The sequence below is a fragment of the Massilia consociata genome, assembly GCF_042432755.1.
GTDB lineage: Bacteria > Pseudomonadota > Gammaproteobacteria > Burkholderiales > Burkholderiaceae_D > Telluria > Telluria consociata.
In genome coordinates this window covers 270,229-296,650 of record NZ_JBHLWP010000009.1, presented here as the reverse complement: position 1 = coordinate 296,650, position 26,422 = coordinate 270,229, and the positions used below count along the sequence as shown (strand labels likewise).

20 protein-coding genes are annotated in these 26,422 nt (G+C 66.5%); 12 read left to right on the top strand and 8 right to left on the bottom strand.

Features of this window, described 5'->3' with window-relative positions:
* Positions 1–22: 22 nt before the first annotated feature.
* The 7 genes from msrB to ACFFJK_RS08295 all read left to right on the top strand — a co-directional run bounded on the left by msrB (position 23) and on the right by ACFFJK_RS08295 (position 4,148).
* Positions 23–418, top strand: coding sequence for a peptide-methionine (R)-S-oxide reductase MsrB (msrB, locus tag ACFFJK_RS08325; protein ID WP_379678713.1), 396 nt, complete (start codon positions 23–25; stop codon positions 416–418).
* A 22-nt stretch (positions 419–440) separates the two neighbouring features.
* Positions 441–1,094, top strand: a complete 654-nt coding sequence (locus ACFFJK_RS08320; protein WP_379678996.1) for a septation protein A — start codon at positions 441–443, stop codon at positions 1,092–1,094.
* A complete protein-coding gene (locus ACFFJK_RS08315; RefSeq protein WP_379678712.1) occupies positions 1,075–1,365 on the top strand; it encodes a BolA family protein in 291 nt (96 codons plus the stop codon). Before ACFFJK_RS08320 ends, ACFFJK_RS08315 begins: the two co-directional genes overlap by 20 nt.
* Before the next feature lie 185 nt (positions 1,366–1,550).
* Entirely contained in the window at positions 1,551–2,330 is a 780-nt protein-coding gene (locus ACFFJK_RS08310; protein WP_379678711.1) for a peptidylprolyl isomerase, read from the top strand.
* 84 nt (positions 2,331–2,414) lie between these two features.
* Positions 2,415–3,203, top strand: coding sequence for a peptidylprolyl isomerase (locus ACFFJK_RS08305; RefSeq protein ID WP_379678710.1), 789 nt, complete (start codon positions 2,415–2,417; stop codon positions 3,201–3,203).
* Positions 3,204–3,376: 173 nt separating this feature from the next.
* Positions 3,377–3,856 carry a hypothetical protein gene (locus ACFFJK_RS08300; RefSeq protein WP_379678709.1) on the top strand — a complete coding sequence of 160 codons (480 nt, stop codon included), beginning with the start codon at positions 3,377–3,379 and terminating at the stop codon, positions 3,854–3,856.
* Between the two features lie 34 nt (positions 3,857–3,890).
* A complete protein-coding gene (locus ACFFJK_RS08295) occupies positions 3,891–4,148 on the top strand; it encodes a hypothetical protein (protein ID WP_379678708.1) in 258 nt (85 codons plus the stop codon).
* A gap of 256 nt (positions 4,149–4,404) precedes the next feature.
* Here the strand turns inward: ACFFJK_RS08295 and purL are convergent, their stop codons facing one another.
* The gene (gene purL / locus ACFFJK_RS08290; RefSeq protein WP_379678707.1) at positions 4,405–8,430 is read right to left on the bottom strand and encodes a phosphoribosylformylglycinamidine synthase; all 4,026 of its coding nucleotides are present in this window, start codon (positions 8,428–8,430) and stop codon (positions 4,405–4,407) included.
* Positions 8,431–8,634: 204 nt separating this feature from the next.
* Here purL and ACFFJK_RS08285 point away from each other — a divergent pair, with 204 nt between their 5' ends.
* On the top strand, positions 8,635–10,299 hold the full coding sequence (locus tag ACFFJK_RS08285; protein WP_379678706.1) for a tetratricopeptide repeat protein: 1,665 nt from the start codon (positions 8,635–8,637) through the stop codon (positions 10,297–10,299).
* Between the two features lie 74 nt (positions 10,300–10,373).
* On the opposite strand, the gene ACFFJK_RS08280 is transcribed toward ACFFJK_RS08285, so the two are convergent.
* Entirely contained in the window at positions 10,374–10,643 is a 270-nt protein-coding gene (locus ACFFJK_RS08280; RefSeq protein WP_379678705.1) for a hypothetical protein, read from the bottom strand.
* Between the two features lie 251 nt (positions 10,644–10,894).
* On the opposite strand from ACFFJK_RS08280, the gene ACFFJK_RS08275 reads away from it, so the two are divergent.
* Positions 10,895–11,134 carry a hypothetical protein gene (locus tag ACFFJK_RS08275; protein WP_379678704.1) on the top strand — a complete coding sequence of 80 codons (240 nt, stop codon included), beginning with the start codon at positions 10,895–10,897 and terminating at the stop codon, positions 11,132–11,134.
* Between the two features lie 24 nt (positions 11,135–11,158).
* Here the strand turns inward: ACFFJK_RS08275 and ACFFJK_RS08270 are convergent, their stop codons facing one another.
* The 4 genes from ACFFJK_RS08270 to ACFFJK_RS08255 all read right to left on the bottom strand — a co-directional run bounded on the left by ACFFJK_RS08270 (position 11,159) and on the right by ACFFJK_RS08255 (position 20,118).
* Positions 11,159–13,594: a sensor domain-containing protein gene (locus ACFFJK_RS08270; RefSeq protein ID WP_379678703.1), complete on the bottom strand. Its 2,436-nt coding sequence runs from the start codon at positions 13,592–13,594 to the stop codon at positions 11,159–11,161.
* A 142-nt stretch (positions 13,595–13,736) separates the two neighbouring features.
* Positions 13,737–15,131, bottom strand: coding sequence for a S41 family peptidase (locus tag ACFFJK_RS08265; protein ID WP_379678702.1), 1,395 nt, complete (start codon positions 15,129–15,131; stop codon positions 13,737–13,739).
* 228 nt (positions 15,132–15,359) lie between these two features.
* Complete coding sequence (locus ACFFJK_RS08260; protein ID WP_379678701.1) at positions 15,360–16,376, bottom strand: alpha/beta hydrolase family protein; 1,017 nt, start codon at positions 16,374–16,376, stop codon at positions 15,360–15,362.
* Between the two features lie 133 nt (positions 16,377–16,509).
* On the bottom strand, positions 16,510–20,118 hold the full coding sequence (locus ACFFJK_RS08255) for a hydantoinase B/oxoprolinase family protein (protein ID WP_379678700.1): 3,609 nt from the start codon (positions 20,116–20,118) through the stop codon (positions 16,510–16,512).
* Positions 20,119–20,233: 115 nt separating this feature from the next.
* Here ACFFJK_RS08255 and ACFFJK_RS08250 point away from each other — a divergent pair, with 115 nt between their 5' ends.
* Positions 20,234–21,751 (top strand): NAD(P)H-hydrate dehydratase, encoded by a 1,518-nt coding sequence (locus ACFFJK_RS08250; protein ID WP_379678699.1) that lies wholly within the window; start codon positions 20,234–20,236, stop codon positions 21,749–21,751.
* Positions 21,752–21,801: 50 nt separating this feature from the next.
* Here the strand turns inward: ACFFJK_RS08250 and ACFFJK_RS08245 are convergent, their stop codons facing one another.
* Complete coding sequence (locus ACFFJK_RS08245; RefSeq protein WP_379678698.1) at positions 21,802–22,530, bottom strand: ABC transporter ATP-binding protein; 729 nt, start codon at positions 22,528–22,530, stop codon at positions 21,802–21,804.
* Here ACFFJK_RS08245 and ACFFJK_RS08240 point away from each other — a divergent pair.
* Both ACFFJK_RS08240 and mnmH read left to right on the top strand, forming a co-directional pair.
* Positions 22,529–23,167, top strand: a complete 639-nt coding sequence (locus tag ACFFJK_RS08240; RefSeq protein ID WP_379678697.1) for an arylesterase — start codon at positions 22,529–22,531, stop codon at positions 23,165–23,167. The genes ACFFJK_RS08245 and ACFFJK_RS08240 overlap by 2 nt on opposite strands.
* Positions 23,167–24,222 carry a tRNA 2-selenouridine(34) synthase MnmH gene (gene mnmH, locus ACFFJK_RS08235; RefSeq protein ID WP_379678696.1) on the top strand — a complete coding sequence of 352 codons (1,056 nt, stop codon included), beginning with the start codon at positions 23,167–23,169 and terminating at the stop codon, positions 24,220–24,222. Before ACFFJK_RS08240 ends, mnmH begins: the two co-directional genes overlap by 1 nt.
* Positions 24,223–24,472: 250 nt before the next feature.
* Here the strand turns inward: mnmH and ACFFJK_RS08230 are convergent, their stop codons facing one another.
* Positions 24,473–26,392, bottom strand: coding sequence for a SurA N-terminal domain-containing protein (locus ACFFJK_RS08230; RefSeq protein ID WP_379678695.1), 1,920 nt, complete (start codon positions 26,390–26,392; stop codon positions 24,473–24,475).
* Positions 26,393–26,422: the final 30 nt, after the last annotated feature.

Here is a 26,422-nt window from a genome sequence, read left to right as displayed (position 1 = left end):
ATTCACGTACGAGAGAACGACCATGACCGAGAAAGTAATCAAGAGCGACGCCGAATGGCGTGCCCGGCTCGACCCGATGGAATACCAGGTGACGCGGCACGCCGCGACCGAACGCGCCTTCACCGGCAAGTTCTGGGACCACCACGAGCACGGCATCTATACCTGCGTGTGCTGCGACACCCCGCTGTTCGAGTCGGACGCCAAGTTCGATTCCGGCTGCGGCTGGCCCAGCTATTTCCGCGCGCTCGACCCCGACAATGTCGTCGAGAAGACCGACCGCAGCCACGGCATGGTGCGCACCGAGATCATCTGCGCCGTGTGCGACGCACACCTGGGCCACGTGTTCCCGGACGGTCCGCCGCCGACCGGCCTGCGCTACTGCATCAATTCGGCCGCGCTGCGCTTCGAACCACGTTGAAGAAGGACCAGGAAACGCAATGATCAAGTTTTTGTTCGACATGCTGCCGGTGATCCTGTTCTTCGGCATCTACAAATACGGCGAGAACCACCAGGACTGGGCCCACGGGCTCGTGACGGACTACCTCGGCTTCATGATCTCGGGCGGCCAGGTGCCGGCCTCGCAGTCGGCGATCCTGCTGGCCACCGCCGTCACGATCGTCGCCACCGTGCTGCAGATCCTGTACCTGCTGGCGCGCCGGCGCAAGGTCGACGGCATGCTGTGGATGTCGCTCGGTGTCGTCGTCGTGGCCGGCGGCGCCACGATCTACTTCCACGACGAGACCTTCATCAAGTGGAAGCCGACGATCCTGTACTGGGCGTTCGGCGCCGCGCTGCTGGTGGCCCAGCTGGTATACCGCAAGAACCTGATGCGTTCGGCGCTCGGGGCGGCCATGAACCTGCCGGAGCCGGTATGGAACCGCGTCCTGTACGCCTGGGTGGCGTTCTTCGTCGGACTGGGACTGCTGAACCTTTTGATGGCCTTCGTTGTCTTCCGTACCGATACCGGCGCCTGGGTCAGCTTCAAGCTGTTCGGCATCACGGGCATCCTGTTCGCCTTCATCGTCATCCAATCGCTGCTACTTTCAAAACATATCCAAGAAGAGGAGGTCAAAGATGGACAACAACAAGGCTGAGGACCGCACCGAACGCCTGCGCGCGCGCCTGCAGGCCGAACTGGCGCCCACCCTGCTCGAGATCGCCGACGATTCGCACCTGCACGCCGGCCATGCGGGCGCGGCCTCGGGCGGCAGCCACTACAGCATCAAGATCGCCTCCGAGAAGTTCGCCGGCCTCACGCTGGTCATGCGCCATCGTCTTGTGTATGATGCCGTTCACGAAATGATCAACAAGGCGGAGATCCATGCGCTGGCCATCACGGCCCTCGCACCGTCGGAAGCAGCTTGAAGGCTTGCCGTTGGCGGCTGCCGGCCAGCCGCTTTCGGTCAACCGCTTTCAGTCAACTTTAAGAATCGTGGCAGACAATATTGACGCGAAGTAGCCGATCGAAGTAGCGGCGAAGTAGCTGAAGTAACGAAGTAATAAAAACTAATCGAATCTCGTCCAAGCAACCCCCCACAGGAATTTCCAGAATGACTTTTAAGCCAGCTCGCCTGCTGTTAGCCCTGATCGCCATGAGCGCCGCACCGGCCTTCGCGCAAAACCTCGCCGTCGTGAACGGCAAGCCGATCCCGTCGTCGCGTGTCGACGCCGTGGTGAAGCAGGTGGAGGCGGCCGGCCAGGGTCAGGATTCTCCGCAACTGCGCCAGGTAATCAAGAACGACCTGATCGCACGCGAAGTGCTCATGCAGGAAGCGATCAAGCAGGGCTACGACAAGAAGCCGGAAGTCAGGGCCGCGCTCGACAACGCGCGCCAGGCCATCGTCGTCAACCAGCTGGCCCGCGACTACATCGCCAAGAACCCGGTAACCGACGCCGAGATCAAGGCCGAGTACGACCGCTTCACCAAGCAAATGGGCGACAAGGAATACCATGTGCGCCACATCCTGCTGGACACCGAGGCCGAAGCCAAGGCCGTGATCGCCAAGATCAAGGGCGGCGCCAAGTTCGAAGAGCTGGCCAAGCAGTCGAAGGACACCGGCACCGCCAGCAACGGCGGCGACCTGGACTGGGCTTCGCCGTCGTCCTTCCCGCCTGAGTTTGCCGCCGGGTTCACCGGCCTGCAGAAAGGCGCCGTCAACGAGAATCCGGTGAAGACCGCCAACGGTTTCCACGTCGTCAAGCTGGACGACACCCGCCCTGCCAAGCTGCCGTCGCTGGAGGAAGTCAAGCCGCAGATCGCCGATGCCCTGGCGCAGAAGAAGCTGCAGGACTACCAAGAGCAAATGGTCAAAAAAGCAAAGGTGCAGTAAGATGTACCACCGCCGGCGCGCGGAACGCGCCGGTTCTGTTGCCGCCTGCGGCGAACCTTACCGTGTTTAGATAGGACCTTAACAATGATTTTGAAGCAAGCCCGCCTGTCCTTGGTCGTCAGCTTAGCCATGACCGCAATGGTTGCCGCGCCTGCGTTCGCGCAAAACGTTGCGACCGTCAATGGCAAGCCCATCCCGGCGGCGAAGGTTGACCAGCTGGTCAAGCAAGTTGTTGCCCAGGGCCGCGCCACCGATTCGCCGCAGCTGCGCGAAGCGATCAAGCGGGACCTGATCGGCCGTGAAGTCCTGATCCAGGAAGCCGACAAGCAAGGCATCGGCGGCCGCGCCGACGTCAAGGCAGCAATCGACAACGCACGCCAGAGCATCATCATCAACGCGATGCTCGCCGACTACGTCAAGAAGAACCCGATCAAGGATGCCGAGATCAAGGCCGAGTACGACAAGTACAAGGCACAGGTGGGCGACAAGGAATACCATGCACGCCACATCCTGGTGGGCACCGAAGACGAAGCCAAGGCCATCATCGCCAAGCTGAAGGGCGGCGCCAAGTTCGAAGAACTGGCCAAACAGTCGAAGGACGGCTCGGCAGCCAACGGCGGCGACCTGGGCTGGGCAAGCCCGGCCAACTACGTGCCGGAATTCTCGAAGGCCATGGTTGCCCTGCAAAAAGGCGCCATCACCGACACCCCGGTCAAGAGCGAGTATGGCTTCCACGTGATCAAGCTGGAAGACGTGCGCCAGGCCAAGATCCCTGCCCTGGACGAAGTCAAGCAGCAGGTCGCGGAACAGCTGCAGCAGCGCCAGCTGGCGCAGTACCGCGAAAGCCTGGTCAAGAAGGCCAAGATCCAGTAATTGCTGCTTCTCCTGACCGAGAAAGCGCCCTGCGGGGCGCTTTTTTCGTTCCGGGAGCACGCTCAACCACGGCCGTGCGACCGCTCCTACGGCGCCCCGGTCCCTGCTCCTATTGAGCAATAGGCCCAAGCGGCTACCATGGAGGGAAGACTACCCAGCGACAGGAGGACACGATGAGCGACGAAAAACGCAATGATCCGGCCGGCAATACTGGCCGACCCGGTGGCCCCGCCCTGGATGGCGGGCGCGAAGGGCCGGGCGACGCCATGCCGATGCCGGGCGCCGGCGGCGGGGCGGCCGGCGGCGCAGGCGGCGACCAGGCGGGCGAGCCGGTGTGGCGCTACCAGGTGCCGCCCCAGGGAGGCGACACCAGCGCATCCGAATCGAATGCCGGGCACTACACGGCCAATGCGGCCGGTCACGGCGGCGGCATTGTGAGCGCTCCGCCCGAAAGCAATGTCAACGCGCCTGGACGCCCACAAAGCGGCCATGGCAGCGCAACCGAACCGATCGCAGGCGGCACTGCGGGAGCCATGTCGAGTGAAGGTCGCGCCGGCGCCATGGGCGGTGCGGCCGGCGGCGGCAACCCGGGCACCGATGCTTCGAACGCCGACAGCAACCTGAGCGGCTCGGGCGGGAGCGACCGCGCATGAGGCGCATCCGAACGTCATCCATTCATGGGAGGACATGATGGACAATGAAGAGAAGCAGGCTCCTGCCGTCGACCAGGGGGCCGGAGGGGCCGGAGGTGCCGGTGGGATGCCGCAGGGGCAGGATCAACCCGGTGGCGCGGGCCAGCGCAAGCCGGACGCGCAACCGGCCGGCGCCGGCGGCGGCGCCTCGCCCGGAGCCGACAGCGGCGCGGTGGCGGGCGCCGGGGCGGGTATCCCGCCGGGAACGCCGGGCGGTAACGGTAGCAAGGACGAGCCGATCTGGGGCAGCTGAAGCGCCACGAGCAGCGCAACGCAGAAGCGCTTCGATCGGGACGCTTCCAGGGCAGCGCGCGGCCGCCTCGCTCCTGGCTTGCTGCGAGCGAGCAGGCCCAAAAATGCGCCTGCGCAGGGGTAATGCCTTTCAGTTAAGCGCAGGGTGGCCGGCCAGGCCGGCCACCCACCACTCATACGCTAACTGAAAACCATCACCTCCACAGGGGCGCGTTACAGCAACCGGTCGCTTGCCGGATGGGTGCGCAAAAAAAGACTCAACCGACCCACTTGCGTGCGTTCTGGAACATGCGCGCCCAGGGGCCCGCGTCGCTCCAGGAGTCCGGCGCCCACGAATGCACGACGGTGCGGAATACGCGTTCGGCGTGCGGCATCATCGCGGTGAAGCGGCCGTCTTCGGTCGTCACGGCGGTCAGGCCGCCCGGCGAGCCGTTCGGGTTGAACGGATAGGTCTCCGTGGCCTGGCCGCGGTTGTCCACGTAACGCATCGCCTTGACCGCCTGGTCGATATTTCCGGTCAGCGAGAAGTCGGCGAAGCCTTCGCCGTGGGCGATGGCGATCGGCGCGTGGGTGCCGGCCATGCCCGCCAGGAAGATCGACGGCGAATCGAGCACCTCGACCATGCCGAAGCGCGCTTCGAACTGCTCCGACTTGTTGCGCGTGAACTTCGGCCACGCATGCGCACCCGGGATGATCGATTTCAGGTTGCTCAGCATCTGGCAGCCGTTGCACACGCCCAGGCCGAAGGTATCCTGGCGCGCGAAGAACCTGGCGAAGGCATCCGACAATTGCGGGTTGAACAGGATGGTCTTGGCCCAGCCCTCGCCCGCGCCCAGCACGTCGCCGTAGGAGAAGCCGCCCACGGCGATGATGCCGTGGAAGTCGTCCAGGCTGGCGCGGCCCGCGATCAGGTCGCTCATGTGCACGTCGACCGCCGTGAAGCCGGCCTGGTGCATCGACCATGCGGTCTCGACGTGCGAGTTCACGCCCTGCTCGCGCAGGATCGCCACCCGCGGACGCACACCCGTCGCGATGAACGGCGCGGCGACGTTCTCGTTCGGATCGAAAGTGAGGATCGGCGACATGCCCGGATCGCTCTCGTCCAGCAGGCGGTCGTATTCCTGGTCGGCGCAGGCCGGGTTGTCGCGCAGGCGCGCGATGCGCCAGCTGGTTTCGCTCCACAGGCGGTGCAGTTCGCTGCGGGGCGCAGCGTAGATCACCTTGGCGTCGCGGGTAAACTCGATCGCCCCGCGGTCGTTGTGCTTGCCGATGATGTGGCTGCAGGCGCCCAGGCCCAGCTCGCGCAGCACGGCCATCACGGCCTGCTTGTCCTGCGCACGCACCTGCACCACGGCGCCCAGCTCTTCGTTGAACAGGGCGCGCAGCGTCATCTCGTTGCGGCGCTCGCCGACCTGGCTCGCCCAGTTCTTGGCGTCGCCCCAGTCGGACGAATGCTCGCCTTCCATCGCCAGGATGTCGAGGTTGACCGACACGCCGGCGCGGCCGGCGAAGGCCATTTCGCACAAGGTGGCATACAAGCCGCCGTCCGAGCGGTCGTGGTAGGCCAGCAGCTTGCCTTCCTTGTTGAGGCGCTGGATCGCGTTGAAGAACGCCTTCAGGTCTTCCGGCGAATCGACGTCCGGCACGCTGTCGCCCAGCTGCTGGGTCACCTGCGCCAGGCTCGATGCGCCGAGGCGGTTCTTGCCGCGGCCCAGGTCGATCAGGACCAGGGCGGTCTCGCCCAGGTCCGTGCGCAGCTGCGGGGTCAGCGAACGGCGCACGTCCGACACCGGCGCGAAGCTCGAGACGATCAGCGACACCGGCGACATCACGGACTTGTCGGCGCCATCGTCGTTCCATGTGGTGCGCATCGACAGCGAATCCTTGCCGACCGGGATCGACACGCCCAGTGCCGGGCACAGTTCCATACCGACCGCCTTCACGGTGTCGAACAGGGCGGCGTCCTGGCCCGGCTGGCCGCAGGCCGCCATCCAGTTCGCCGACAGCTTGATGTCCGAGATGTCGTCGATGGCGGCGGCGGCGATGTTGGTAATCGCCTCGCCCACGGCCATGCGGCCCGATGCTGCGGCATCGATCACGGCCAGCGGGGTGCGCTCGCCCATCGCCATCGCCTCGCCCACGAATCCCTCGTACGACATGGCGGTGACGGCGCAGTCGGCGACCGGCACCTGCCACGGACCGACCATCTGGTCGCGCACGGTCATGCCGCCCACGGTGCGGTCGCCGATGGTGATCAGGAAGGATTTGTCGGCGACGGCCGGCAGCAACAGTACCCGGCGCGCCGCTTCCTCGAGCGCGATGCCGGTCAGGTCGATCGCCGGGAAGGTGTAGTTGACGTGCTCGACGTCGCGCAGCATCTTCGGCGGCTTGCCGAGCAGGACGTCCATCGGCATGTCGACCGGGGAGTTGTCCGCTTGCGGGTCGATCACGCGCAGCTGGCGCTCTTCGGTGGCGGTGCCCACCACCGCATACGGGCAGCGCTCGCGCTCGCACAGCGATGCAAATTTATCGAGGTCTATTGGCGCAATCGCCAACACATATCGCTCTTGCGACTCATTGGACCAAATTTCCTTCGGCGCCATACCCGACTCTTCGAGCGGCACCTTGCGCAGGTCGAACAGCGCGCCGCGTTTGGCGTCGTTGACGATTTCCGGGAAGGCGTTCGACAGGCCGCCCGCCCCGACGTCGTGGATCGAGATGATCGGGTTGTCCGCGCCCATCTGCCAGCAACCGTTGATGACTTCCTGCGCGCGGCGCTCCATCTCCGGGTTGCCGCGCTGGACCGAGTCGAAGTCCAGGTCAGCGGTGTTGGTGCCGGTCGCCATCGAGGAAGCGGCCGAGCCGCCCATGCCGATGCGCATGCCCGGGCCGCCCAGCTGGATCAGGAGGCTGCCGACCGGGATCTCGTCCTTGTGGGTGTGCTCGCTTGAAATGTTGCCGATGCCGCCGGCGATCATGATCGGCTTGTGGTAGCCGAAGACCGCATTCGCCGCGCCGACGTTCTGCTCGTAGGTGCGGAAGTAGCCGCCCAGTACCGGACGGCCGAACTCGTTGCTGAAGGCCGCGCCGCCGAGCGGGCCGTCGATCATGATCTGCAGCGGCGAGGCGATGCGCTCCGGCTTGCCGTAGACGGCATCCACGCGCCCCGCTTCACCCCTGGTGACGTCCGACGCGTTTTCCCATGGACGCTGCGCATCCGGGAGCAGCAGGTTCGACACCGTGAAGCCGGTCAGGCCGGCCTTCGGCTTGGCGCCGCGGCCGGTCGCGCCCTCGTCGCGGATCTCGCCGCCGGCGCCGGTCGAGGCGCCCGGGAACGGGGAAATCGCGGTCGGGTGGTTGTGGGTTTCGACCTTCATCAGGATGTGGGTCAGTTCGTTCGACGGCGCGTATTCCTGGCCTTGACGCGGGAAGAAGCGGGTCACGCTCGCGCCTTCGATGATCGACGAGTTGTCGCTGTAGGCGACCACGGTGCCGCGCGGGTTCAGCTGGTGCGTGTTCTTGATCATCTGGAACAGCGACTTGTCCTGCTTCACGCCGTCGATGATCCAGTCCGCGTTGAAGATCTTGTGGCGGCAGTGTTCGCTGTTGGCCTGCGCGAACATCATCAGCTCGACGTCGGTCGGGTTGCGCTGCGCCTTCGTGAACGCGTCGTGCAGGTAGTCGATCTCGTCAGCCGACATGGCCAGGCCGAGTTCGGTGTTGGCGCGCAGCAGCGCCTCGCGCCCCCGCCCGATCACGTCGACGGTCTCGAGCGGCTTGCCTTCGAGTTCGTCGAACAGGCGCGATGCCTCGTCGGCATTGCGCAGCACGGTCTCGGTCATGCGGTCATGCAGCAGTGCGGCCACGGCCTGCACTTCCTGCTCGCCCAGCTTTTTCGGCGCGCCGATACCGGTGCCCAGGATGCCGCCCTTGAGCACGACGGTGTAACCGACGCCGCGCTCGATACGGTGCACGTGCGCCATGCCGCAGTTGTGCGCGATGTCGGTGGCCTTCGAGGCCCACGGCGAGATCGTGCCCAGGCGCGGGATGACGAAGAACTCCTCGGTCACGCCTTCGTACAGCGTCTGCGCTGCAGGCTCGCCGTAGGTGAGCATGGCAGTGAGGCGCTCGGTGTCGTCGACGGAGAGTGCGGAAGTAGCGTCGATGAAGTGGAAGAAGCGGGCCTGGACTGCAGCAATCGATGGTGCGACGGCTTGGAGTTGCGACAGGAGGCGTTGGCTACGGAAGGCGGACAGGGCGTTGGAACCCGGCAGAATCAACATGGCTGAGAAGTTGGTTGATGCAGCGTCGCTGCTAGGGTGGAAGATAGCCCGCTATTATACAGCGTTGCATTCTGCTCAGTGCTGAGGTTGTAGAACGGACATTTCTTGATCCCGGTGAAACTTATCGGTATTGTGAGCGCTACATAATGACAGAATGTGCGCCGTCGATCCGGATGCGCGTACCCACGGAAAACGAGAACGACGATGCAAGATTACGCGAACCGCAGCGCGAACCTCGGCGCGAACCTGGCCGCGAACCTGAGCGTACTGGTGGTGGACCCGAATCCGGGCATGCGCACCAGCCTGCAGAACATGCTCAACCAGGCAGGCATCGGCAAGGTCGAGTATGCGGTCAACGCCGGCACCGCGATCAAGCAGCTGGGCAAGCGCGCCTACGACGTCATCCTGTGCGAGTACGACCTGGGCGGCCCCGCCGGCGACGGCCAGGACGGCCAGCAGTTGCTGGAAGACCTGCGCCACCACCGCCTGATCACCGCGTCCACCATCTTCATCATGCTCACCTCGGAAGGCGTCTACGACAAGGTCGTGAGCGCGGCCGAGCTGACCCCGACCGACTACGTGCTCAAGCCGTTCACCACGGAGATGCTGGGCGGGCGCATCAAGCGCGCGCTGGAGCGCCGCACCGCCCTGCTCCCGGTCTGGCAACTGGCCGCCCAGGGCAAGCAATTCGACGCCATCCGTGCCTGCACCACCGCGGCGATCGCCAGCCCGCGTTATGCGCTGGATTTCCTGCGACTGAAGGCGGAGCTGCATGTCTCGGTCGGCGAGCATGGGGACGCGGCCGCGATCTACCGCAAGGTGCTGGCCGAGCGCCCGCTCGGCTGGGCGGGCCTGGGCCTGGCGCGCACCATGCTCGCGCAGGGCCAGGTCGAGGAGGCGCGCGCCACCCTGGAACAGCTGGTGCAGGCCAACCCGCGCCTGATGGCCGCCTACGACCTGCTGGCGCGCTGCCACGAGCAGCTCGGCGCGACCGCGGACGCGCAGAAAGTGCTGGAAGAAGCGGTGTCGATCTCGCCGCACATGGTGCGCCGCCTGCGCAAGCTGGGCGAGGTCGCGCTCGAGAACGGCGACGCCGAGGCGGCCGAGAAATCGTTCAGGCAGGTCGTCACCAAGGCGAGATACTCGGAGTTCCGCAATCCGGAAGACCACGTCAACCTGGTCAGGGCCCTGGTGACGCGCGGCGACGTGGCCCAGGCAAGCGGCGTGATCCGCGACCTGGAGCGTTCGCTGCGCGGCAGCGCCAACGCGGATGCCTGCAAGGCCTATTCGAGCGCCCTGCTGCACGACAGGATGGGCAACACCAGCGCCGCCATCGCCGAGCTCGCGAACGCTGCCGGCGCGGCGCGCGCGGGCAGCGGCCTGTCGTCGAACCTGCGCATCGGGCTGGCCCAGGCCTGCCTCGCGCACCGGATGGACGAGCAGGCTTCGAACGTGATGCTGAGCGTGGCGCACGACGTCGCCAGCCCGGTCACGGTGGACCAGGCCATGAACGTGTTCGTGCGCGCCGGCCGCCCTGACCTGGCCGACGGCATGGGCCAGCAGTTGCGCGCGCAGGCGCAGATCCTGCTGGGCGTGGCCGACGAAAAACGCAACATGGGCGACGTGCGCGGCGCCGTGCAGACCCTGCTCGAGGCGCTGCATATCGCGCCGGGCAACCTGCAGGTGATCGTGGCGGTGGCGGGCGGCATCCTGCGCCAGGTGCACGAGCTCGGCTGGGACCATGCGCTGGGCGAAGTGGCCAGCGAGCAGATCGAGCGGCTGCGGGCGATGGACCCGGGGCATCCGCGGCTGACGGCGCTGATCGCGGAGCTCCAGCAGGCCAAACGCAAGTACGGTATTTCCGGCTAGGCGGTGTCGCCCACCCAGGCACGGCCGCAGCGCTGGGGCACGCCGCACGTCGCCGGCGCCTCGCTCCCGTCGGCTCAGCCTTGCGCCGTGAAATCGATGGCGCCGCATTCCGTGTGATACCTTCTCGGCCTGGGCGCGCGGCGGCGGTCATGCTGGCGGAAATGGCTGGGCGAGCAGAGGACCCTGAGGGCGACCGGTCGCGGCACGCCGACCTGTTCCATGAACAGCAAAGCCGGATGCAGTCCGTAGCGCCGGCACAGCTTTACCCCTTCATCGACATAATTTGCCGTCGCAACGTCGCGACGCGCATCGTTGTTGCCTTGCTCAGCCATGTCTTCCTCCATGCGAGCGACGATGCTAGCAGAGCAATAAATACACTTAAAGTGATTTCTTGGGATCTCTCCCTAACATCCTGTTTTTGTGGTTTCTTCAGGAAGATTATTAGTTTGATATTGCGTGCATTCCGGATGGAAGTTAGTTCCGGATTGCATCGGTTCGGCAAGGGACCACGCCGCCGATGCATACACACTGTCATCGCATGGTCATGATCGGGGTTTATCGTGCGTCCTGTCCTTACTACGTGCAAAGGGTCGCGATGAAAACCTTCGAAACCGGGCGCCGGACCAGACGCGCCCCGTGCGTCGCCGACCGCGTTACGGAAGCGATGCCGGATGCCATTCGACAAGGCGTCTTGCTACAAACCTGCTGCGGGACCCTCGGCGCTGTCGAGTACCTGAAAGCGCACGACGTCGCGAGCCGCGTCATTCACCGGGTACTCTCGGACGGGTTCGTACGCGTGGAAGGCGATGCACGGCCCGCTGGAGCGGTCGTGTGACCCGGGCTGCCGGGACAATCGCCCTCAATGCCGTCCGCGTACATCGCTGGAAGGATTCCGGGAGCGGACCAGCAAGGCTTCCATGCTGCCGCTGTCCAGCGCCCGGCTGAAGTAGTAGCCCTGTCCCTCGTCGCACCCGTGGTTCCTGAGGAAATCCATCTGCTCCCTGGTTTCCACCCCTTCGGAGATCACTTTCAGCCCCAGGTTGTGTGCGAGGCCGATGATCGCATTGACGATCGATGCGTCATCATTGTCCTCGACGACGTCGCGCACGAAGGACCGGTCGATCTTGAGCTTGTGGATGGGTAAGGTCTTCAGGTAACTCAGGCTCGAGTAGCCGGTGCCGAAGTCGTCGATCGACAGGCGGATTCCCATCTGCGCGAGTTCGTGCAGGATGCGGCGGGCGTGGTCGATGTTGTGCATCAGGCCGGTCTCCGTGATTTCCAGCTGCAGCAGCGCCGGATCCATGCCGGTATCCCCGAGCGCCGAACGCACCATGGCGACCAGGCCGGATGCGCCGAGCTGGCGCACCGAGAGGTTCACGGACAAGGCCACATCGGTGTCCGCTTCCCGCTGCCAGCGCGCGAATTGCCCGCAGGCCTGGCGCAGCAGCTTCTCCCCGAGCGGCACGATCAGGCCTGTCTCCTCCGCGACCGGTATGAAGCAGTCGGGCGTCGAGATCGAGCGGTCGGGGAAATTGCCACGGGCCAGCGCCTCCATCCCGATCAGGCGCCCGGACGTCAGGTCGACGATGGGCTGGTAGTGCAGGCCGACCTGGCTGCTCCCCGAATCGAGCGCCCTGCGCAAGTTGCTCTCGATGAGCATCCGGCGCATCGCCTGCGCGTTCATCACATGGTCGAAGAAGCGCAGTCCGTTCCCCCCGGCTTTCTTGGCCTGGTACATCGCGATATCGGCGTTCTTCAGGAGGGTGGCGGAGTCTTCGCCGTCTTTCGGATACAGGCTGATGCCCATGCTTGCAGATGGCGTCACCACCTGCATCTCCAGGGCCAGGTTTTGCGCGATCCGCGTCAGGGCCTCTTCCGCATAAAAGGCGGCTTCGCCCGCGCTCTCCAGGTCTTCCAGCACGATGACGAACTCGTCCCCGCCCAGGCGCGCCAGCGTGTCGCCCTCCCGGATGCAGCCCGCCAGCCGCTGCGCCAGCACGCACAGCAGCTCGTCGCCGCACTTGTGCCCCAGGCTGTCGTTGATGACCTTGAAGCGGTCGAGGTCGAAGAAGAGCACCGCGACGACACGCTTGGTGCGGTGGGCGTGGGCGATCGCATGTTCGAGCCGGTCCTGGAGCAGGCTGCGGTTCGGCAGTCCCGTCAGCGGATCGTGGCTGCCCAGGTATTCCGAGCGCAATTCGCTTTCCTTGCGGTCAGTGATATCGATGGAAAACCCGAGCAGCGAGGCTTCCTCGTCCGCCAGCTGCAACCGGGAGCGGCCCACCAGCATGTGGCGCGACCCGCCATGCAGGGGGAGCGTCATTTCGCGGGTGGTCGTCTCGCCTGTCTCCATGACGAGCCGGTCTTCGGCGCGGATGGTGCTGGCAATATGTTCCGGAAACAGGTCGTCATCGGTCTTGCCGATCGCCTCTTCCCGGGGCGTGCCCGTCGCCCGTTCGGCCTCCTTGTTGAACCGCAGGTAACGGCCATGCCTGTCCTTCACGTAGATATTGATCGGCATCGCGTCGACAATCATGCCCATGAGTTGCTGCTGCCTATGCAGCTCGCTCTCCGCCTGCCTGATGGAGGAAATGTCTTGCGCATAGCCGGACAAGGCGCTGACATTGCCCGCGGTGTCGAGCATGACCTTGCCGCGTTCGCGGATGAACAGGCGCCGCCCCTCCGGATGCACGATGCGGTATTCCGTTTCCCATGCGTCGTGCCGCCGGACCGCCTGCTCCCTGGCCTGCACCAGCACGGGCCGGTCTTCGGGAAGGACACACGCCATGAAGCTCGCAAGACTGTCGATGGTGGAGCGCTCACGGCCGAAGATCCGGGCCAGCTCTTCCGAGCACAGGATCTTGCCGGACTCCGCCAACCATTTCCAGCTGCCCAGGCGGGCAAGCTGCTGCGTCTCCGCCAACTGGGCCGCGTTGTCCGCCAGCAGTTGCTCCGCAACTTTGCGCTCCGTGATTTCATGAAAGAAGACCGAAATGCCGTCCGCGGCGGGATAGATATGGTTCTCGAACCAGCGTCCCCAGGGCGGATAGTAATCCTCGATGTGCACCGCGATCCGCTCGCGCATGGCCTGCCGGTAGGCCAGCTCGAACCGTGTACCTTGCGCGTCCGGGAAGCACTCGAGATAGGTCCTGCCGAGCAGGGCCTGCGGCGTGGTGCCGAACATCCTTGCCGCGTGCGCGTTGACATAGGTGTAGCGCCACTGCTTGTCGAACGCGACAAAGCCGTCGGTCATGCATTCGATGATGTCCTGCGCACTAAACTGCCTGGGTTTCATAGCAGCGTGTCCAGTTTGCGGAGGGTTCGGCCTGGCCCATATTCCTGTGCGATGGGGCACAGGCGGCAATGGGATCTGCAGCGCGCATCGCGGGGCGCGCCTCCGTGGCGCGCGTCCAGGATGCCCCGCCGCGACGATCTGCTTACAAGAATAGTGCAGATTGTGGAGTGAGCGGCGCGGAAACATGCCTGGCCAGCGGCCTGCTACTGCCATGCCAGGAGTTCGCAGCGGCCGCCGGCATTCCGTTTGGCAGTTCCTGGGCTTCCAACAGGGCGCCGGGGGAACGCCCTGCCGGGGGATCGAGGATGAAGCGCGGCAGCGACAACACCAGGCCGGTGTGCGGTAGCCGGACAGTGCGCACGCCGCCGGACTGGGCCTGCCTTGCCAGGCCTCCCGAGCCGATCAGTGTTGCAAAGCGGAAGTCGCGCATGACGTTGGCGAACAGGATCGCCGACGAGTACGTCCCCGCCCCGATCTTCACGTACACCTTGCCGCCGAAGCGCAATGGATGGTCCGGCTGCGGCTGGCGCCAGGTCGCGATTTCACCGTCCACCAGGCTGGCCGGCGCGTCGCCCCCGGGACGCGTCAGCGCGCGGTAGGTCGAGCCGGTGCGGTATGGCCGGTTGGCCAGGTAGGGCATCAGCCCCTCCAGCCACAACGCGTCGTTGCCGCCGCCGTTATTGCTGATGTCGATTACGAGCTCGGTCACGCCCGCTTCCCGGATTCGGGCAAACGCGTCGCGCGTGAATGCGGCGAATGGCGCCGGATCGGCCTGGTCGAAGGAATCGACCGTCAGGACGGCGCGGCCATTGGCCTCGATTGCGAGCCTGAACGGCGACTGCGCCTCCTTGCGCATGACAAGGGGAAGCGCCCGGCTGCCCGGCAGATCGACCGTGCGCCGCTTGCCGCCCTGCTCGAGGACCAGGCGGTAGCGTTCCGGCGCGCCGTACGTCTTCCAGTAGTACAGCCACCAGCGTTGGGCCAGCAGCGCGGCCCGGAACCCGGGGGTGTCGCCGTGGACCTTCTCCAGCAGTGCCGGCACCAGCACATCGGCCGGCACGCCATCGACGGAGACGATACGGGCGGGCGCCGCTGCCTGCGACGCAGTGTCGGGGCGGACCAGCAGCGTGCCGTCCGGGCCGACCTCCACCTCGAGCGGAAACAGGCTGCCGCCAGCAGCGAGCCAGCGCTGCGTATCGCTGCGCCAGTCGGCATGGCCGATGAAGAAGTGGCCGTCCGCAAGCAAGGGATTGAGCGCTGCCAGGCGCTGCCACGCCTGATCCACGGTCAGCGTCGGCGGCACGCCCCTTGCCAGTTGCGCGAGCGCGCGCTCCATGGCGTGCGGGTCGGTCGAGAACGCGGGGTCCGGATGCATGCGCGTGATCGAATCGCGAATGAAGGCGACATCCTCGCGGAACTGTGCCGCAGTGACCCCTTGCGCCCTTTCCCCCGCCGTCGCCGGTACGACGACGGCGACGAGGGGAACCAGTAACAGGACGCGGGAAAGAAGCAGGATAGCGCGGTGCAGGATAGTCATTGTCTTCCACATGCAAAATCGGATATTGGTCGGCGCCGGGAGCGGCGAAGCCGCAGCTCACGCAAGCGATCGGTCCTTCGGCAACGCGGATGCGAACCGGCGGCGGACTTGCAGGAATGTTATCCAGGCATGCGCCCCATGCGCGATGATGTCGGACGGAGCACCGGAATCGGGGATCGAAGTGGCCGATCGCGCGACGAAGCTCTGGCCTTCCACTGATGTGAGCTGCTACAAATTTTTCCCGAAGAACGCGACGATGCTGCCATTCATGCGCGTGTGGAATGCGGTCCTGTCGAACGCTCCGTCTTCGGCGCACAGGGCCGGAGGTCCCAGGACGCCGCATGGGACGAGAAACGAGAAATGCCCGGCGCCGGGAACCGAATGAAACTCGGCGCGCGGGCCGAGTGCCGCACGTACCAGTTTCGTATTGGTGGCATACGGCACATGCGTATCCTTCTCCCCGCTCCAGAGTTGGACAGGCGCGCGGACCTTGTCGAGCGCATCCGGTCCCATCAGGAATCCCAGGCCCGGCGCCGCCACCGCGGCAGCCCGGATTCTCGCGTCGGACGTGAAGCCGTTGCCCTTTTCCGCCGCTGCGGGATCGAGCAAGGGCGAACGGCCGTCGCGGAACAAACCGCAAACGAACTCGGCGGTACCAGCACAATGTGCCGCGATCCGGCGCAGGTCTGGCTGGGCGCCCAATGCGGTGAGCACCGTGATGCCGCCGGCGGAAAACCCGTACGCGCCGATGCGGTCCGGATCGATGCTGGCGCGGCCCGTCCACTCCTTGAGCATGTAGTCGATGGTGACGTGCAACTCGCGGTTTCGGGCGCCGAGCCAGGGCACCGTTCCCGCCGCGCTCTGGTCCACGTAGTTGTCGCCGCCGTGCATGGGGGCCGCGACGACATACCCTGCGTCAGCCAACGCAAGCGCGAGGTCGGCGTGGCTGCCGGGCCCACCTGCGTTTCCGTGCGAGATCACGATCAGCGGCAGATCGTGTCCCGCAACCGGCGCGTCGCGCGCCACGTCCATCAACCCGAGCCCCAGCCAGGTGGTCGGCCGCGGACTTGCCGTGGTTGGATACCAGACGCCGACAGCAAGCGCTCGTCCGTTCGCGCCGGCGGCCTGGGTGAGCTGGAAGCCCACCGGTTTTTCGCTGCGCAGGGCAGTCCGGAAGATCGCGATGCCAAGCCCGCAAGCAAGGACGAGCAGCATCAATAACACACGGCGGATCCAGCGCATCATCGTTGCTCGCAAAAGGTGACGGAGTGGCTATCTTGCTAGCAATCAATGAACAACGCAACAACTAGTCTCGGTGCATACGCCATGGCCGGACGGCGCCGGCCTTCCGGCGCGAAGCGAGCCCGGGCGTGCCCGTTCAAGCCATGCCGTATCCGCCACCGCCCGGCGTCTCGATCACGAACAAGTCGCCCGGCTCCATCCCTACCTTCCCGATATGGCCCAGGGTCTCCACTGTCCCGTCGGCCCGCAGCACCGTGTTACGCCCGCGCTCGCCCGGTTTGCCACCCGCCATCCCGAACGGCGCATGGATGCGGTTGTTCGACAGGATCGCCGCCGTCATCGGCTCCAGGAAGCGCAGCTTGCGCACCCCGCCATTGCCACCCCGCCAGCGCCCCGCCCCGCCCGATCCCTGGCGGATGGCGTAGCTTTCCAGCCGCACCGGGAAGCGGAATTCCAGGATTTCCGGATCGGTCAGGCGCGAGTTGGTCATGTTGGTCTGGACCACGTCGGTACCGTCGAAGCCCTCGCCCGCACCCGAGCCGCCCGAGATGGTCTCGTAATACTGGTAGCGGGTATTCCCGAAGGTGAAGTTGTTCATCGTGCCCTGGCTTGCCGCCATCACGCCCAGCGCGCCGTACAGCGCATTCGTGATGCAGGTCGAGGTCTCGACGTTCCCCGACACCACCGAGGCGGGATAGTGCGGGTTGAGCATCGAGCCCGGCGGGATAATGACCTTCAGCGGCTTCAGGCAGCCGGCATTCAGCGGGATCTCGTCCTCCACCAGGGTGCGGAACACGTACAGCACCGCCGCCATGCATACCGCCGAGGGCGCGTTGAAGTTGTTCGGCAACTGGCCGGAGGTGCCGGTGAAATCGATCTGCGCGCTGCGGTCGTCGCGGTCGACGCGGATCGCCACCTCGATCCGCGCACCGTTGTCGAGGTCGTAGCTGTACTGCCCGTCCTTCAGCGCCGAGATCACCCGCCGCACCGCCTCTTCCGCATTGTCCTGCACGTGGCCCATGTAGGCGCGCACCACGTCCAGCCCGAAATGCGCCACCATCTTGTGCAGCTCCTCGACGCCCTTCTGGTTCGCGGCCACCTGGGCGCGCAGGTCGGCCATGTTCTGGTCCGGGTTGCGCGCCGGGTAGCGTGCGCCGCCCAAGAGCGCGCGCGCTTGCTGCTCGCGCAGGATGCCGTCCGCGCCATCGACCAGCTTGAAATTGTCGATCAGGACGCCCTCCTGCTCGATGTGGGTCGAATCCGGCGGCATCGAGCCGGGCGTGGTCCCGCCGATGTCGGCATGGTGCCCGCGCGAGCCGACATAGAACAGGATCTCGTCGCCGGCCTCGTCGAACACCGGCGAGATGACCGTCACGTCCGGCAGGTGCGTGCCGCCGTTGTAGGGATCGTTCAGCGCGTACACGTCGCCCGGCCGCATGCGCCCGGCGTTCTTGCGCATCACGGTCTTGATGCTCTCGCCCATCGATCCCAGGTGCACCGGCATGTGCGGCGCGTTGGCCACCAGGTTGCCGTCGGCATCGAAGATGGCGCAGCTGAAGTCGAGGCGCTCCTTGATGTTCACGGAATAGGCCGTGTTCTGCAGGCGCAGGCCCATCTGCTCGGCGATCGACATGAACAGGTTGTTGAAGATCTCGAGCATGACCGGGTCGGCCGTGGTGCCGATGGCGCGCCGCTCGGGCAGCGCCTCGACGCGGGTCAGGACCAGGTGATTGTGGGGCGTGACCCGCGCCTGCCACCCGGGCTCGACGACGGTGGTCGCATTCGCTTCGGCGATGATGGCAGGCCCGCGCAGCGTGTCGCCTGGCCGGATGGCCTGCCGCAGGTAGATGCCCGTGTCGTGCCAGGACCCGCCGCTGTACATGCGCACGGTCTCGCCGGGCGCGGGGGGCACCCCGTCGGCCGCTCCGGCGGCGGCGCTTTCGGCCGGCGCGTCCGCGCGCCCGATGGCCTCCACCGACACCGCCTCCACCACCAGGCCGCGCGAAGGCATCAGGAAGGAATAGCGGCGCTTGTAGGCCTGCTCGAAGGCCGCCTGCATGCCCGCCATGTCCGCGAAGGGCACGACGATGGCGGAATCGGTGCCTTCGTAGCGCAGGTGGACCCGCCGCACCAGTTCGATGCGCTCCGGGGCAACGCCCTGCGCCAGCAACTGGCCGCGCGCGGCCTCGCCGAGTGCATCCAGGCGCACCGCGAGCGCGTCGCTGCCCACGTCGAGCAGGCGCAGCTCCACCGCCTGTTCGCGCATCGCGGTCTGGTCGGCCAGGCCCATGCCATAGGCGGACAGCACCCCGGCCAGCGAGTGGATGAAGACCGTCTTCATGCCAAGCGCGTCGGCGACCAGGCAGGCGTGCTGGCCGCCGGCGCCGCCGAAGCTGGTCAGCGCGTACTCGGTCACATCATGCCCGCGCTGCACCGAGATCTGCTTGATGGCGTTGGCCATGTTGCCGACGGCGATCTGGATGAAGCCTTCGGCCACCGCTTCCGGCGCGGGCGTCTGGCCGGTGGTGGCGCCGATCTGCTTCGCCATCGCGACGAAGCCCGCGCGTACCGCGTCCAGGTCCAGCGGCTCGTTGCCCCCCGTGCCGAACAGGTGCGGGAAGTGCCGGGGCTGGATCTTGCCCAGCATGACGTTGCAGTCGGTGACCGCCAGCGGCCCGCCGCGGCGATAGCTGGCGGGGCCGGGGTCGGCGCCGGCGCTGTCCGGGCCCACGCGGTAGCGGGTGCCGTCGAAATGCAGGATCGAGCCACCGCCCGCCGCCACCGTATGGATGCTCATCATCGGCGCGCGCATGCGCACGCCCGCCACCTGGGTCTCGAACACCCGCTCGAACTCGCCCGAGAAGTGCGAGACGTCGGTGGAGGTGCCGCCCATGTCGAAGCCGATCACGCGTTCGAAGCCCGCGAGCCGGCTGGCGCGCACCATGCCGACGATGCCGCCGGCCGGGCCGGACAGGATGCTGTCCTTGCCCTGGAAGGCGCGCGCATCGGTCAGGCCGCCGCTGGACTGCATGAACTGCAGGTTCACCCCGGGCAGCTCGCTGGCCACCTGGTCGACGTAGCGGCGCAGGATCGGCGACAGGTAGGCGTCGACCACGGTGGTGTCGCCGCGCGCGACCAGCTTTTGAAGCGGGCTGACCTCGTGGGAGACGGATACCTGCGTGAAGCCTATCTCGCGCGCGATGCGGGCGGTCGCCGCCTCGTGCGCGGTGTAGCGGTAGCCGTGCATGAATACGATGGCGATCGCGCGCAGGCCGCGATCGAAGCACGCCTGCAGCGCGGTGCGCGTCGCCGCCTCGTCCAGCGGACGGACCACGTCGCCGTGCGCGCCCATGCGTTCCTCGATCTCGATGACCTCGGCATACAGCAGCTCGGGCAGCACGATATGCCGGTCGAACAGGCGCGGGCGGTTCTGGTAGGCGATGCGCAGGGCATCGCGGAAACCCTGCGTGATGGCCAGCACGGTCGGCTCGCCCTTGCGCTCGAGCAGCGCATTGGTCGCGACCGTGGTCCCCATTTTCACCGCCTCGATACGCAACTGCGGTTCGACCGGCACCGGTTCCCCCGGCGCGAGCCCCAGCAGGTGGCGGATGCCGGCCACCGCAGCGTCGCGATACTGCTCCGGATGCTCGGACAGCAGCTTGTGCGTGACGAGTTGCCCGTCGGGCCTGCGCGCCACGATGTCGGTGAACGTGCCGCCGCGGTCGATCCAGAACTGCCAGTCCATGTACATACTCCTGCCGTTGCTGTGAAGGAAAATGAATGCGGGACTATTGTAAGCGCTGCACACGGCCGCTTTGACGAAAATGCAGCTTTGGCGAAAATGCACGACAATCCGGAACATGGACAATCCACTCTATACCGTGGCGCAGATCCGCGCCATCGAACAGTCGGCCTATGCCACCCTGCCCCCGGGGACACTGATGCAGCGCGCCGGCAGGGCCGCCGCGCGATTCGCCATGGAACTGCTGGGCGAGCGCACGCCGGGCAACAGCCGGCCGGTACTGGTGCTGGCCGGCCCCGGCAACAACGGTGGCGACGCGCTCGAGGTGGCGGCCAACCTGGCCGACGCGGGCATCGACGCCACCGTCCTGCACCTGCCGGGCCGGCAGGACGCTTCCGAAGAAACCGCCACCGCGCACGAGCGCGCGCGCGACGGCACCGTCGGCTTCATCGACATGCTGCCGCCCGACGGCGACTGGGGCCTGGTGGTCGATGGCCTGTTCGGGATCGGCCTCGCGCGCCCGCTGGAGGGCGCGCTGGAGGGCGATTACCGCGACCTGGTGGCAGCGCTGGAGGCGCTGCGCTGCCCCATCCTGGCCCTGGATGTGCCGAGCGGCCTCGATGCCGATACCGGCGCCGTGGTCGGCCCCGACGGCATCGCCGTGCGCGCGACGCACACCATCACCTTCCTCGGGGACAAGCCGGGCCTGCACACGGCCGCGGGCCGCGACCACGCGGGCCAGGTGCGGGTGGAGATGCTCGAGGTGGGACCCGAGCACCTGCCGGCGGCGGGCGCACGCCTGGGCTCGGCCGAACTGTTCGCGCGCTGCCTCGCGCCGCGGCGCCACGACACGCACAAGGGCAGCTACGGCGACGTGGCGGTGATCGGCGGCGCGCACGGCATGCTGGGCGCCCCGGTGCTGGCCGCACGCGGGGCGCTCCTGGGGGGCGCGGGACGGGTCTTCGTCGCGATGCTCGACGCCGGTCCCGGCTACGACAGCGTCCAGCCCGAGCTGATGTTCCGCAACGCCGACGACCTCGACCTGGACGGGCGCACACTCGTCATCGGCCCGGGCATGGGCGGTTCGGCGGGCGCCATGCGCCTGCTTGCCAAGGCGCTCGACGGCAACAGCCCGCTCGTGGTCGACGCCGACGCCATCAACCTGATCGGCGCAAGCCCCGACCTGCTCGGGCGGCTGGCCGGGCGCCGCGCACCGACGGTGCTCACGCCGCACCCGCTGGAAGGCGCGCGCCTGCTCGGGATGACGGCGGGGGTCGTCCAGGCAGACCGCCTGGCGTCCGCGCGCGAGATGGCCGTGCGCACGCAGGCCACGGTGCTCCTCAAAGGCTCGGGCACGGTAATGGCGCGCCCGGACGGCGCCGTGGTGATCAACCCGACCGGCAACGCCGGCCTGGCGACGGCGGGCAGCGGCGACGTGCTGGCGGGGATCTGCGGCACGCTGCTGGCGCAGGGCTGGCCGGCGTGGGAAGCGGCCATCGGCGCGGCCTGGATCCATGGGGCCGCCGCCGACCTGCTGGTGGCGCACGGGATCGGGCCGGTCGGCATGACGGCGGGTGAGTTGCCCGCTGCGGCGCGGGCGGTGCTGAACATGCTGGTGCAGGAGAGCCTGGGCTGAGGCGCTTCGTACGCTGGCCCGCAGGCGGATACGCGCGGGGTACGCGGGTATTACACCAGGCGGCCGGCGGAGATGGTGATGGTACGGCCGCAGCGGGCCGCCATGGCCGGGTCGTGCGTGACCAGCACCAGGGTCGAGCCGCGTTCGCGGTTCAGCTCGAACATCAGCTGGATCACGGATTCGCCGGTGGCCGCATCGAGGCTGCCGGTCGGCTCGTCCGCGAACAGCAGCGGCGGCTCGGTCACGAAGGCACGCGCCAGGGCGACGCGCTGCTGCTCCCCGCCGGAAAGGTATTTCGGATAATGCTTGAGCCGGCTCGACAGGCCGACCCGGCCCAGCATCGACTCGGCCCTGGCGCGCGCGTCCGGGTCGCCCCGCAGCTCGAGCGGCAACATGACATTTTCCAGCGCATTCAGGTGGGCGAGCAACTGGAAAGACTGGAACACGAACCCCAGCTTGGCCTTACGGAACGCGGCGCGGCCGTCTTCGTCCAATGCAAAGATATCGGTGCCGTCGAGCAGGACCTTGCCCTCCGAAGGCGTATCGAGGCCGGCCAGCAGGCCGAGCAGCGTCGATTTGCCCGAGCCGGAGGCACCGACGAGCGCGAGCGTCTCGGCCGGTTGCACGGTAAAATCGATGTTTTGCAGGATGGTGAGCTCGCCGCTGGCGTCGGCTACCCGCTTCGACAAGCCGCTGACCTGGATCGCAGGCGGGCGGCCTGCGATCCCTGCAGCATCGTCTGCCGCACCATTCTTGAACACCTCGGGGTTATCACGCATGCTAGCTATTCTTAAAAAGTTGTCTGCAAAGTTGCCTGTCGTTGCGGCGCTGGCATTGGCCGCATCGGCGAGCGCCTATTCTGCACCAAAAACCGTGCTTGTGGTGGGCGACAGCCTGTCGGCCGAATACGGCATCACACGCGGCACCGGCTGGGTCCCGCTGCTCGAACGCAAGCTCAAGGCCGAGAAGATCCCGGCCGCGGTAGTCAATGCCAGCATCAGCGGCGAGACCACCATCGGCGGGCGCACACGCCTGCCCGCCCTGCTCGACCTGCACCGCCCGGACGTCGTCGTCCTCGAACTGGGCGCCAACGACGGCCTGCGCGGGCTGCCTGTGGCCTCGGCGGAAGGCAACCTGCGCGCAATGGTCGACATGGCGCAGAAAAAGAACGCGACCGTGCTGCTCGTCGGGATGCGCATGCCGCCGAACTACGGCCGCGCCTACACCGAGAACTTCTTCAACATGTACAAGAAGATTTCACAAGAGACCAAATCGCCGCTGGTGCCGTTCATGCTGGAAGGCGTGGCCGAGAAGCCGGCGCTGTTCCAGGCCGACCGCCTGCACCCGACGGCTGCCGCCCAGCCCCTTATCCTGAACAACATCTGGCCGCACCTGGCGCCACTCGTGAAGAAATAATGAAATACCCTGCCGTCCTGAGCTTCGCCGACATCCTTCCCGACCTCGACACGTTCGACACCATCATCGACGCCCGCAGCGAGTCCGAGTACGCGCTCGACCACCTCCCGGGCGCCATCAACGCCCCGGTGCTGGACGACGCACAGCGCATCCGCGTGGGCACCCTGTACAAGCAGGTCGGCCCGTTCGAAGCGAAGAAGGTCGGCGCGCCGCTGGTGGCCGCGAACATCGCGCGCCACATCGAGGCGCTGTGGGCGGACAAGCCGCGCGACTGGAAGCCGCTGGTCTACTGCTGGCGCGGCGGCAACCGCAGCGGCTCGATGGCGCACATCCTGGCCAAGATCGGCTGGCCGGTGGTACAGCTCGACGGCGGCTACAAGGCCTACCGGGCGCACGTCGCCGGCGCGCTGGAAAACCCGCCGGCACTGGACTTGCGCGTGGTGTGCGGCACCACCGGCAGCGGCAAGAGCCGCCTGCTGGAAACGCTCGACGGCCTCGGCGCGCAGGTGCTCGACCTCGAGAAGCTCGCGGCGCACCGCGGCTCGGTGCTGGGCCACCTGCCGGACGAGCCGCAGCCGACCCAGAAGATGTTCGAAAGCCTGATCTGGGACAAGCTGCGCCACTTCGATCCGTCCAGGCCGGTCTTCGTGGAATCCGAGAGCAAGAAGGTCGGCAACCTGCGGGTGCCGGACGCGGTGATGGAGCGCATGCGCGCCTCCCCCTGCATCTCGTTGTCGCTGTCACGCGAGAACCGCGTGCGGCTCCTGATGGAAGACTACGAGCACTTCTGCGCCAATCCCGATGCGCTCAATGGCCAGCTCGAACACCTGGTGCAATTGCACGGGCGCGCCAAGATCGACGCCTGGCACGCAATGGCCAACGGCGGCGCGATGCCGGAGCTGGTGGCGCAGCTGCTGGAGGAGCATTACGATCCGGCCTACCTGCGCTCGATCGACCGCAACTTCGTGCAGTTTCCGAAGGCGCAGGTGGTGGAACTGCGAGATATCGGTCCGCAGGACTTCGAAGGGGTGGCGCGCAAGCTGCACGCGGCTTGAACAGGTTTGTCCGCATTCGTGGCGTTCAACCAGCCGCTGAATATCCGCTGCGTCCTTTCAAAGGGGATTTGAACGCGTGGGCGGCGCGGAGGGTGCAGGCTGCGCATGGGACGACATGGAGCCGCCCACCCTACGCGAACCGCCGACTCGACGCCGAGAACACGCGCGGCATCTCCCGCCAGAAAACAAAAAAGCCCGGCCTGCTCGCGCAGCCGGGCTTTTTGTCGCGCCCGAAGGCGCACCGATCACTTTACTCGGCGTCGTTGCGTACACCCAGCTGGGACGGCTGCACATTGATCTTGGCCTTGGCCTTGGCCTTCAGCGCCTCGACGTAGTTGTACATCTCGGACTGGCCGACCAGGCTTGAGATCTGCTGCGCTTCCTGCTTGCGGCGATCCGCGTCCGGCTGGGCCGGCTGCGATACCTTGCCGATGCGGTAGACGCCGTAGCCCTGGCCCGGCAACTCCACGCCCACGTAGGCCGGCAGCTTGGTCACGTCCGCCTTCAGTACCGCGATGGCGCCGGGGGTGGCGATACTGGGCTCGGTGGTGCGCGAGACAACAGTCGGTGCGCCAAAGCCGGCGGCATCGCCCGAAGCCCTGGCGGCGGCCAGCTTCTGCTCGCCTGCCTCGCGCGCCAGGCGCGCGGCTTCCTCCAGCGTGACGCGCTGGCGGATCTGCGCCTCGACTTCAGCCAGCGGACGCTTGGCGGCCGGCCTGAACTCGGCCACGCGGCCCGAGATCAGCACGCTCGGCGACACCTCGATGGCTTCGGTGTTGCGCTTGTTCTTGACGGCATCCACGCCGAAGATCGCCGCGAGGAACTTCTCGTTGCTGAACGGCGCCTGGGCCAGCTGCGGATTCGGCTTGCGGGTCAGCGCGTCCACGGTCTCGATCTTCAGGCCCAGCTTGTCGGCTACCGGCTTCAGGCTTTCCGACTGCTCATACACCATGTTGCTGAAGATCTCGGCCATTTCCGAATACTTCTTCGACATCTTCTGCTTCTTCAGGTCGGCAGCAATGTCTTCCTTCGCGGCGTCCAGCGGCTGCTGCGCGGCCGGCTTGACCGAGGTGACCTTGATGATGTGGTAACCGAATTCCGACTGCACCAGGCCGCTCGTCTCGCCTTCCTTGAGCGCGTAGATCGCGTCTTCGACCGGCTTGACGAACGCGCCCTTCTCCACCACGCCCAGGTCGCCGCCGGCTTGCGCCGAGCCCGGATCCTGCGACTGCGTCTTGGCGATCTCGGCGAAGTTGGCCGGGTTCTTGCGCACGTCGAGCAGCACGGCTTCGGCCTTGGCCTTGGCGGCCGCCTGCTCGGCCGGCTTGGCGTCGCGCGCCAGCGTGATCAGGATGTGGCTCGCGGTGCGCTGTTCCGGCGTGGTGTAGCTCTTGAGGTTCTTGTTGTAATAATCGGTGATCTCGGCATCGGTCACCTGCACCTGGCTGGCGACGGCATCGGCGTCGAGCACGACGTATTCGGCCTTCACCTGTTCCGGGATGGTAAACAGGGCGCCGTTCTTGTCGTAATAGGCCTTGACCATCGCGTCGGTCACCTTTACCTGCGGCAGGAACTGCGCCAGCGGGAACACCAGTTCCTGGACTTCGCGTTCCTGGTCGTTGATGTCCGACAGGCGCGCCGACACCGAACGCGGTGCGAACGCGGTCGCCTGGATCGAGCCGGACAGCTGTTGCACCGTCAGGTCGCGGCGCAGGCGCTGGTCGAACATCGCCGGGGTCATGCCCTGCGCGGCGAGCGCCGCCTTGTACTGCTCCATGTCGAAGCTGCCGTCCGGCTTGCGGAATTGCTGGATGTCGTTGATGGTCCGGGCCAGGGTGGCGTCGCCCACGGTCATGTTGCTGCGCGCGACTTCCGCATCGATGGCGCGTTCCGCCACCAGGTTGTTCAGGATGGCCTGCTTGGCTTCAGGCGTCTCGAACATCTTCTGGTCGAACTGCGGGCCCATCATCTGGCGGGCCTGGTCGATCTGGCGGCGCTGGGCTTCTTCCCAATCCTGCTGGGTGACCTTCTGGCCGGCCACGGTTGCCACGCTCGACGTGGCGTCATTCCCCTGGTAGCCCTCTACCCCGAGAAGCACGAACGAAGGAATAACCAAGAGCAGCAGAATCCCGTACATCCAGCGCTTGTGGTTCCGAATAAATTCAAACATGGTCAGCGATTCAAGGTTGAGAATGCTTTA

Bases quoted from the DNA above. Each gene is read 5' to 3' on its own strand.
- ACFFJK_RS08240 (WP_379678697.1), top strand. From the start codon at position 22,529: ATGCTAGCTATTCTTAAAAAGTTGTCTGCAAAGTTGCCTGTCGTTGCG.
- ACFFJK_RS08260 (WP_379678701.1), bottom strand. From the start codon at position 16,376: ATGATGCGCTGGATCCGCCGTGTGTTATTGATGCTGCTCGTCCTTGCT.
- mnmH (WP_379678696.1), top strand. From the start codon at position 23,167: ATGAAATACCCTGCCGTCCTGAGCTTCGCCGACATCCTTCCCGACCTC.
- ACFFJK_RS08255 (WP_379678700.1), bottom strand. From the start codon at position 20,118: ATGGACTGGCAGTTCTGGATCGACCGCGGCGGCACGTTCACCGACATC.
- ACFFJK_RS08280 (WP_379678705.1), bottom strand. From the start codon at position 10,643: ATGGAGGAAGACATGGCTGAGCAAGGCAACAACGATGCGCGTCGCGAC.
- ACFFJK_RS08275 (WP_379678704.1), top strand. From the start codon at position 10,895: ATGAAAACCTTCGAAACCGGGCGCCGGACCAGACGCGCCCCGTGCGTC.
- purL (WP_379678707.1), bottom strand. From the start codon at position 8,430: ATGTTGATTCTGCCGGGTTCCAACGCCCTGTCCGCCTTCCGTAGCCAA.
- msrB (WP_379678713.1), top strand. From the start codon at position 23: ATGACCGAGAAAGTAATCAAGAGCGACGCCGAATGGCGTGCCCGGCTC.
- ACFFJK_RS08300 (WP_379678709.1), top strand. From the start codon at position 3,377: ATGAGCGACGAAAAACGCAATGATCCGGCCGGCAATACTGGCCGACCC.
- ACFFJK_RS08295 (WP_379678708.1), top strand. From the start codon at position 3,891: ATGATGGACAATGAAGAGAAGCAGGCTCCTGCCGTCGACCAGGGGGCC.
- ACFFJK_RS08250 (WP_379678699.1), top strand. From the start codon at position 20,234: ATGGACAATCCACTCTATACCGTGGCGCAGATCCGCGCCATCGAACAG.
- ACFFJK_RS08270 (WP_379678703.1), bottom strand. From the start codon at position 13,594: ATGAAACCCAGGCAGTTTAGTGCGCAGGACATCATCGAATGCATGACC.
- ACFFJK_RS08285 (WP_379678706.1), top strand. From the start codon at position 8,635: ATGCAAGATTACGCGAACCGCAGCGCGAACCTCGGCGCGAACCTGGCC.
- ACFFJK_RS08245 (WP_379678698.1), bottom strand. From the start codon at position 22,530: ATGCGTGATAACCCCGAGGTGTTCAAGAATGGTGCGGCAGACGATGCT.
- ACFFJK_RS08305 (WP_379678710.1), top strand. From the start codon at position 2,415: ATGATTTTGAAGCAAGCCCGCCTGTCCTTGGTCGTCAGCTTAGCCATG.
- ACFFJK_RS08230 (WP_379678695.1), bottom strand. From the start codon at position 26,392: ATGTTTGAATTTATTCGGAACCACAAGCGCTGGATGTACGGGATTCTG.
- ACFFJK_RS08265 (WP_379678702.1), bottom strand. From the start codon at position 15,131: ATGACTATCCTGCACCGCGCTATCCTGCTTCTTTCCCGCGTCCTGTTA.
- ACFFJK_RS08310 (WP_379678711.1), top strand. From the start codon at position 1,551: ATGACTTTTAAGCCAGCTCGCCTGCTGTTAGCCCTGATCGCCATGAGC.
- ACFFJK_RS08315 (WP_379678712.1), top strand. From the start codon at position 1,075: ATGGACAACAACAAGGCTGAGGACCGCACCGAACGCCTGCGCGCGCGC.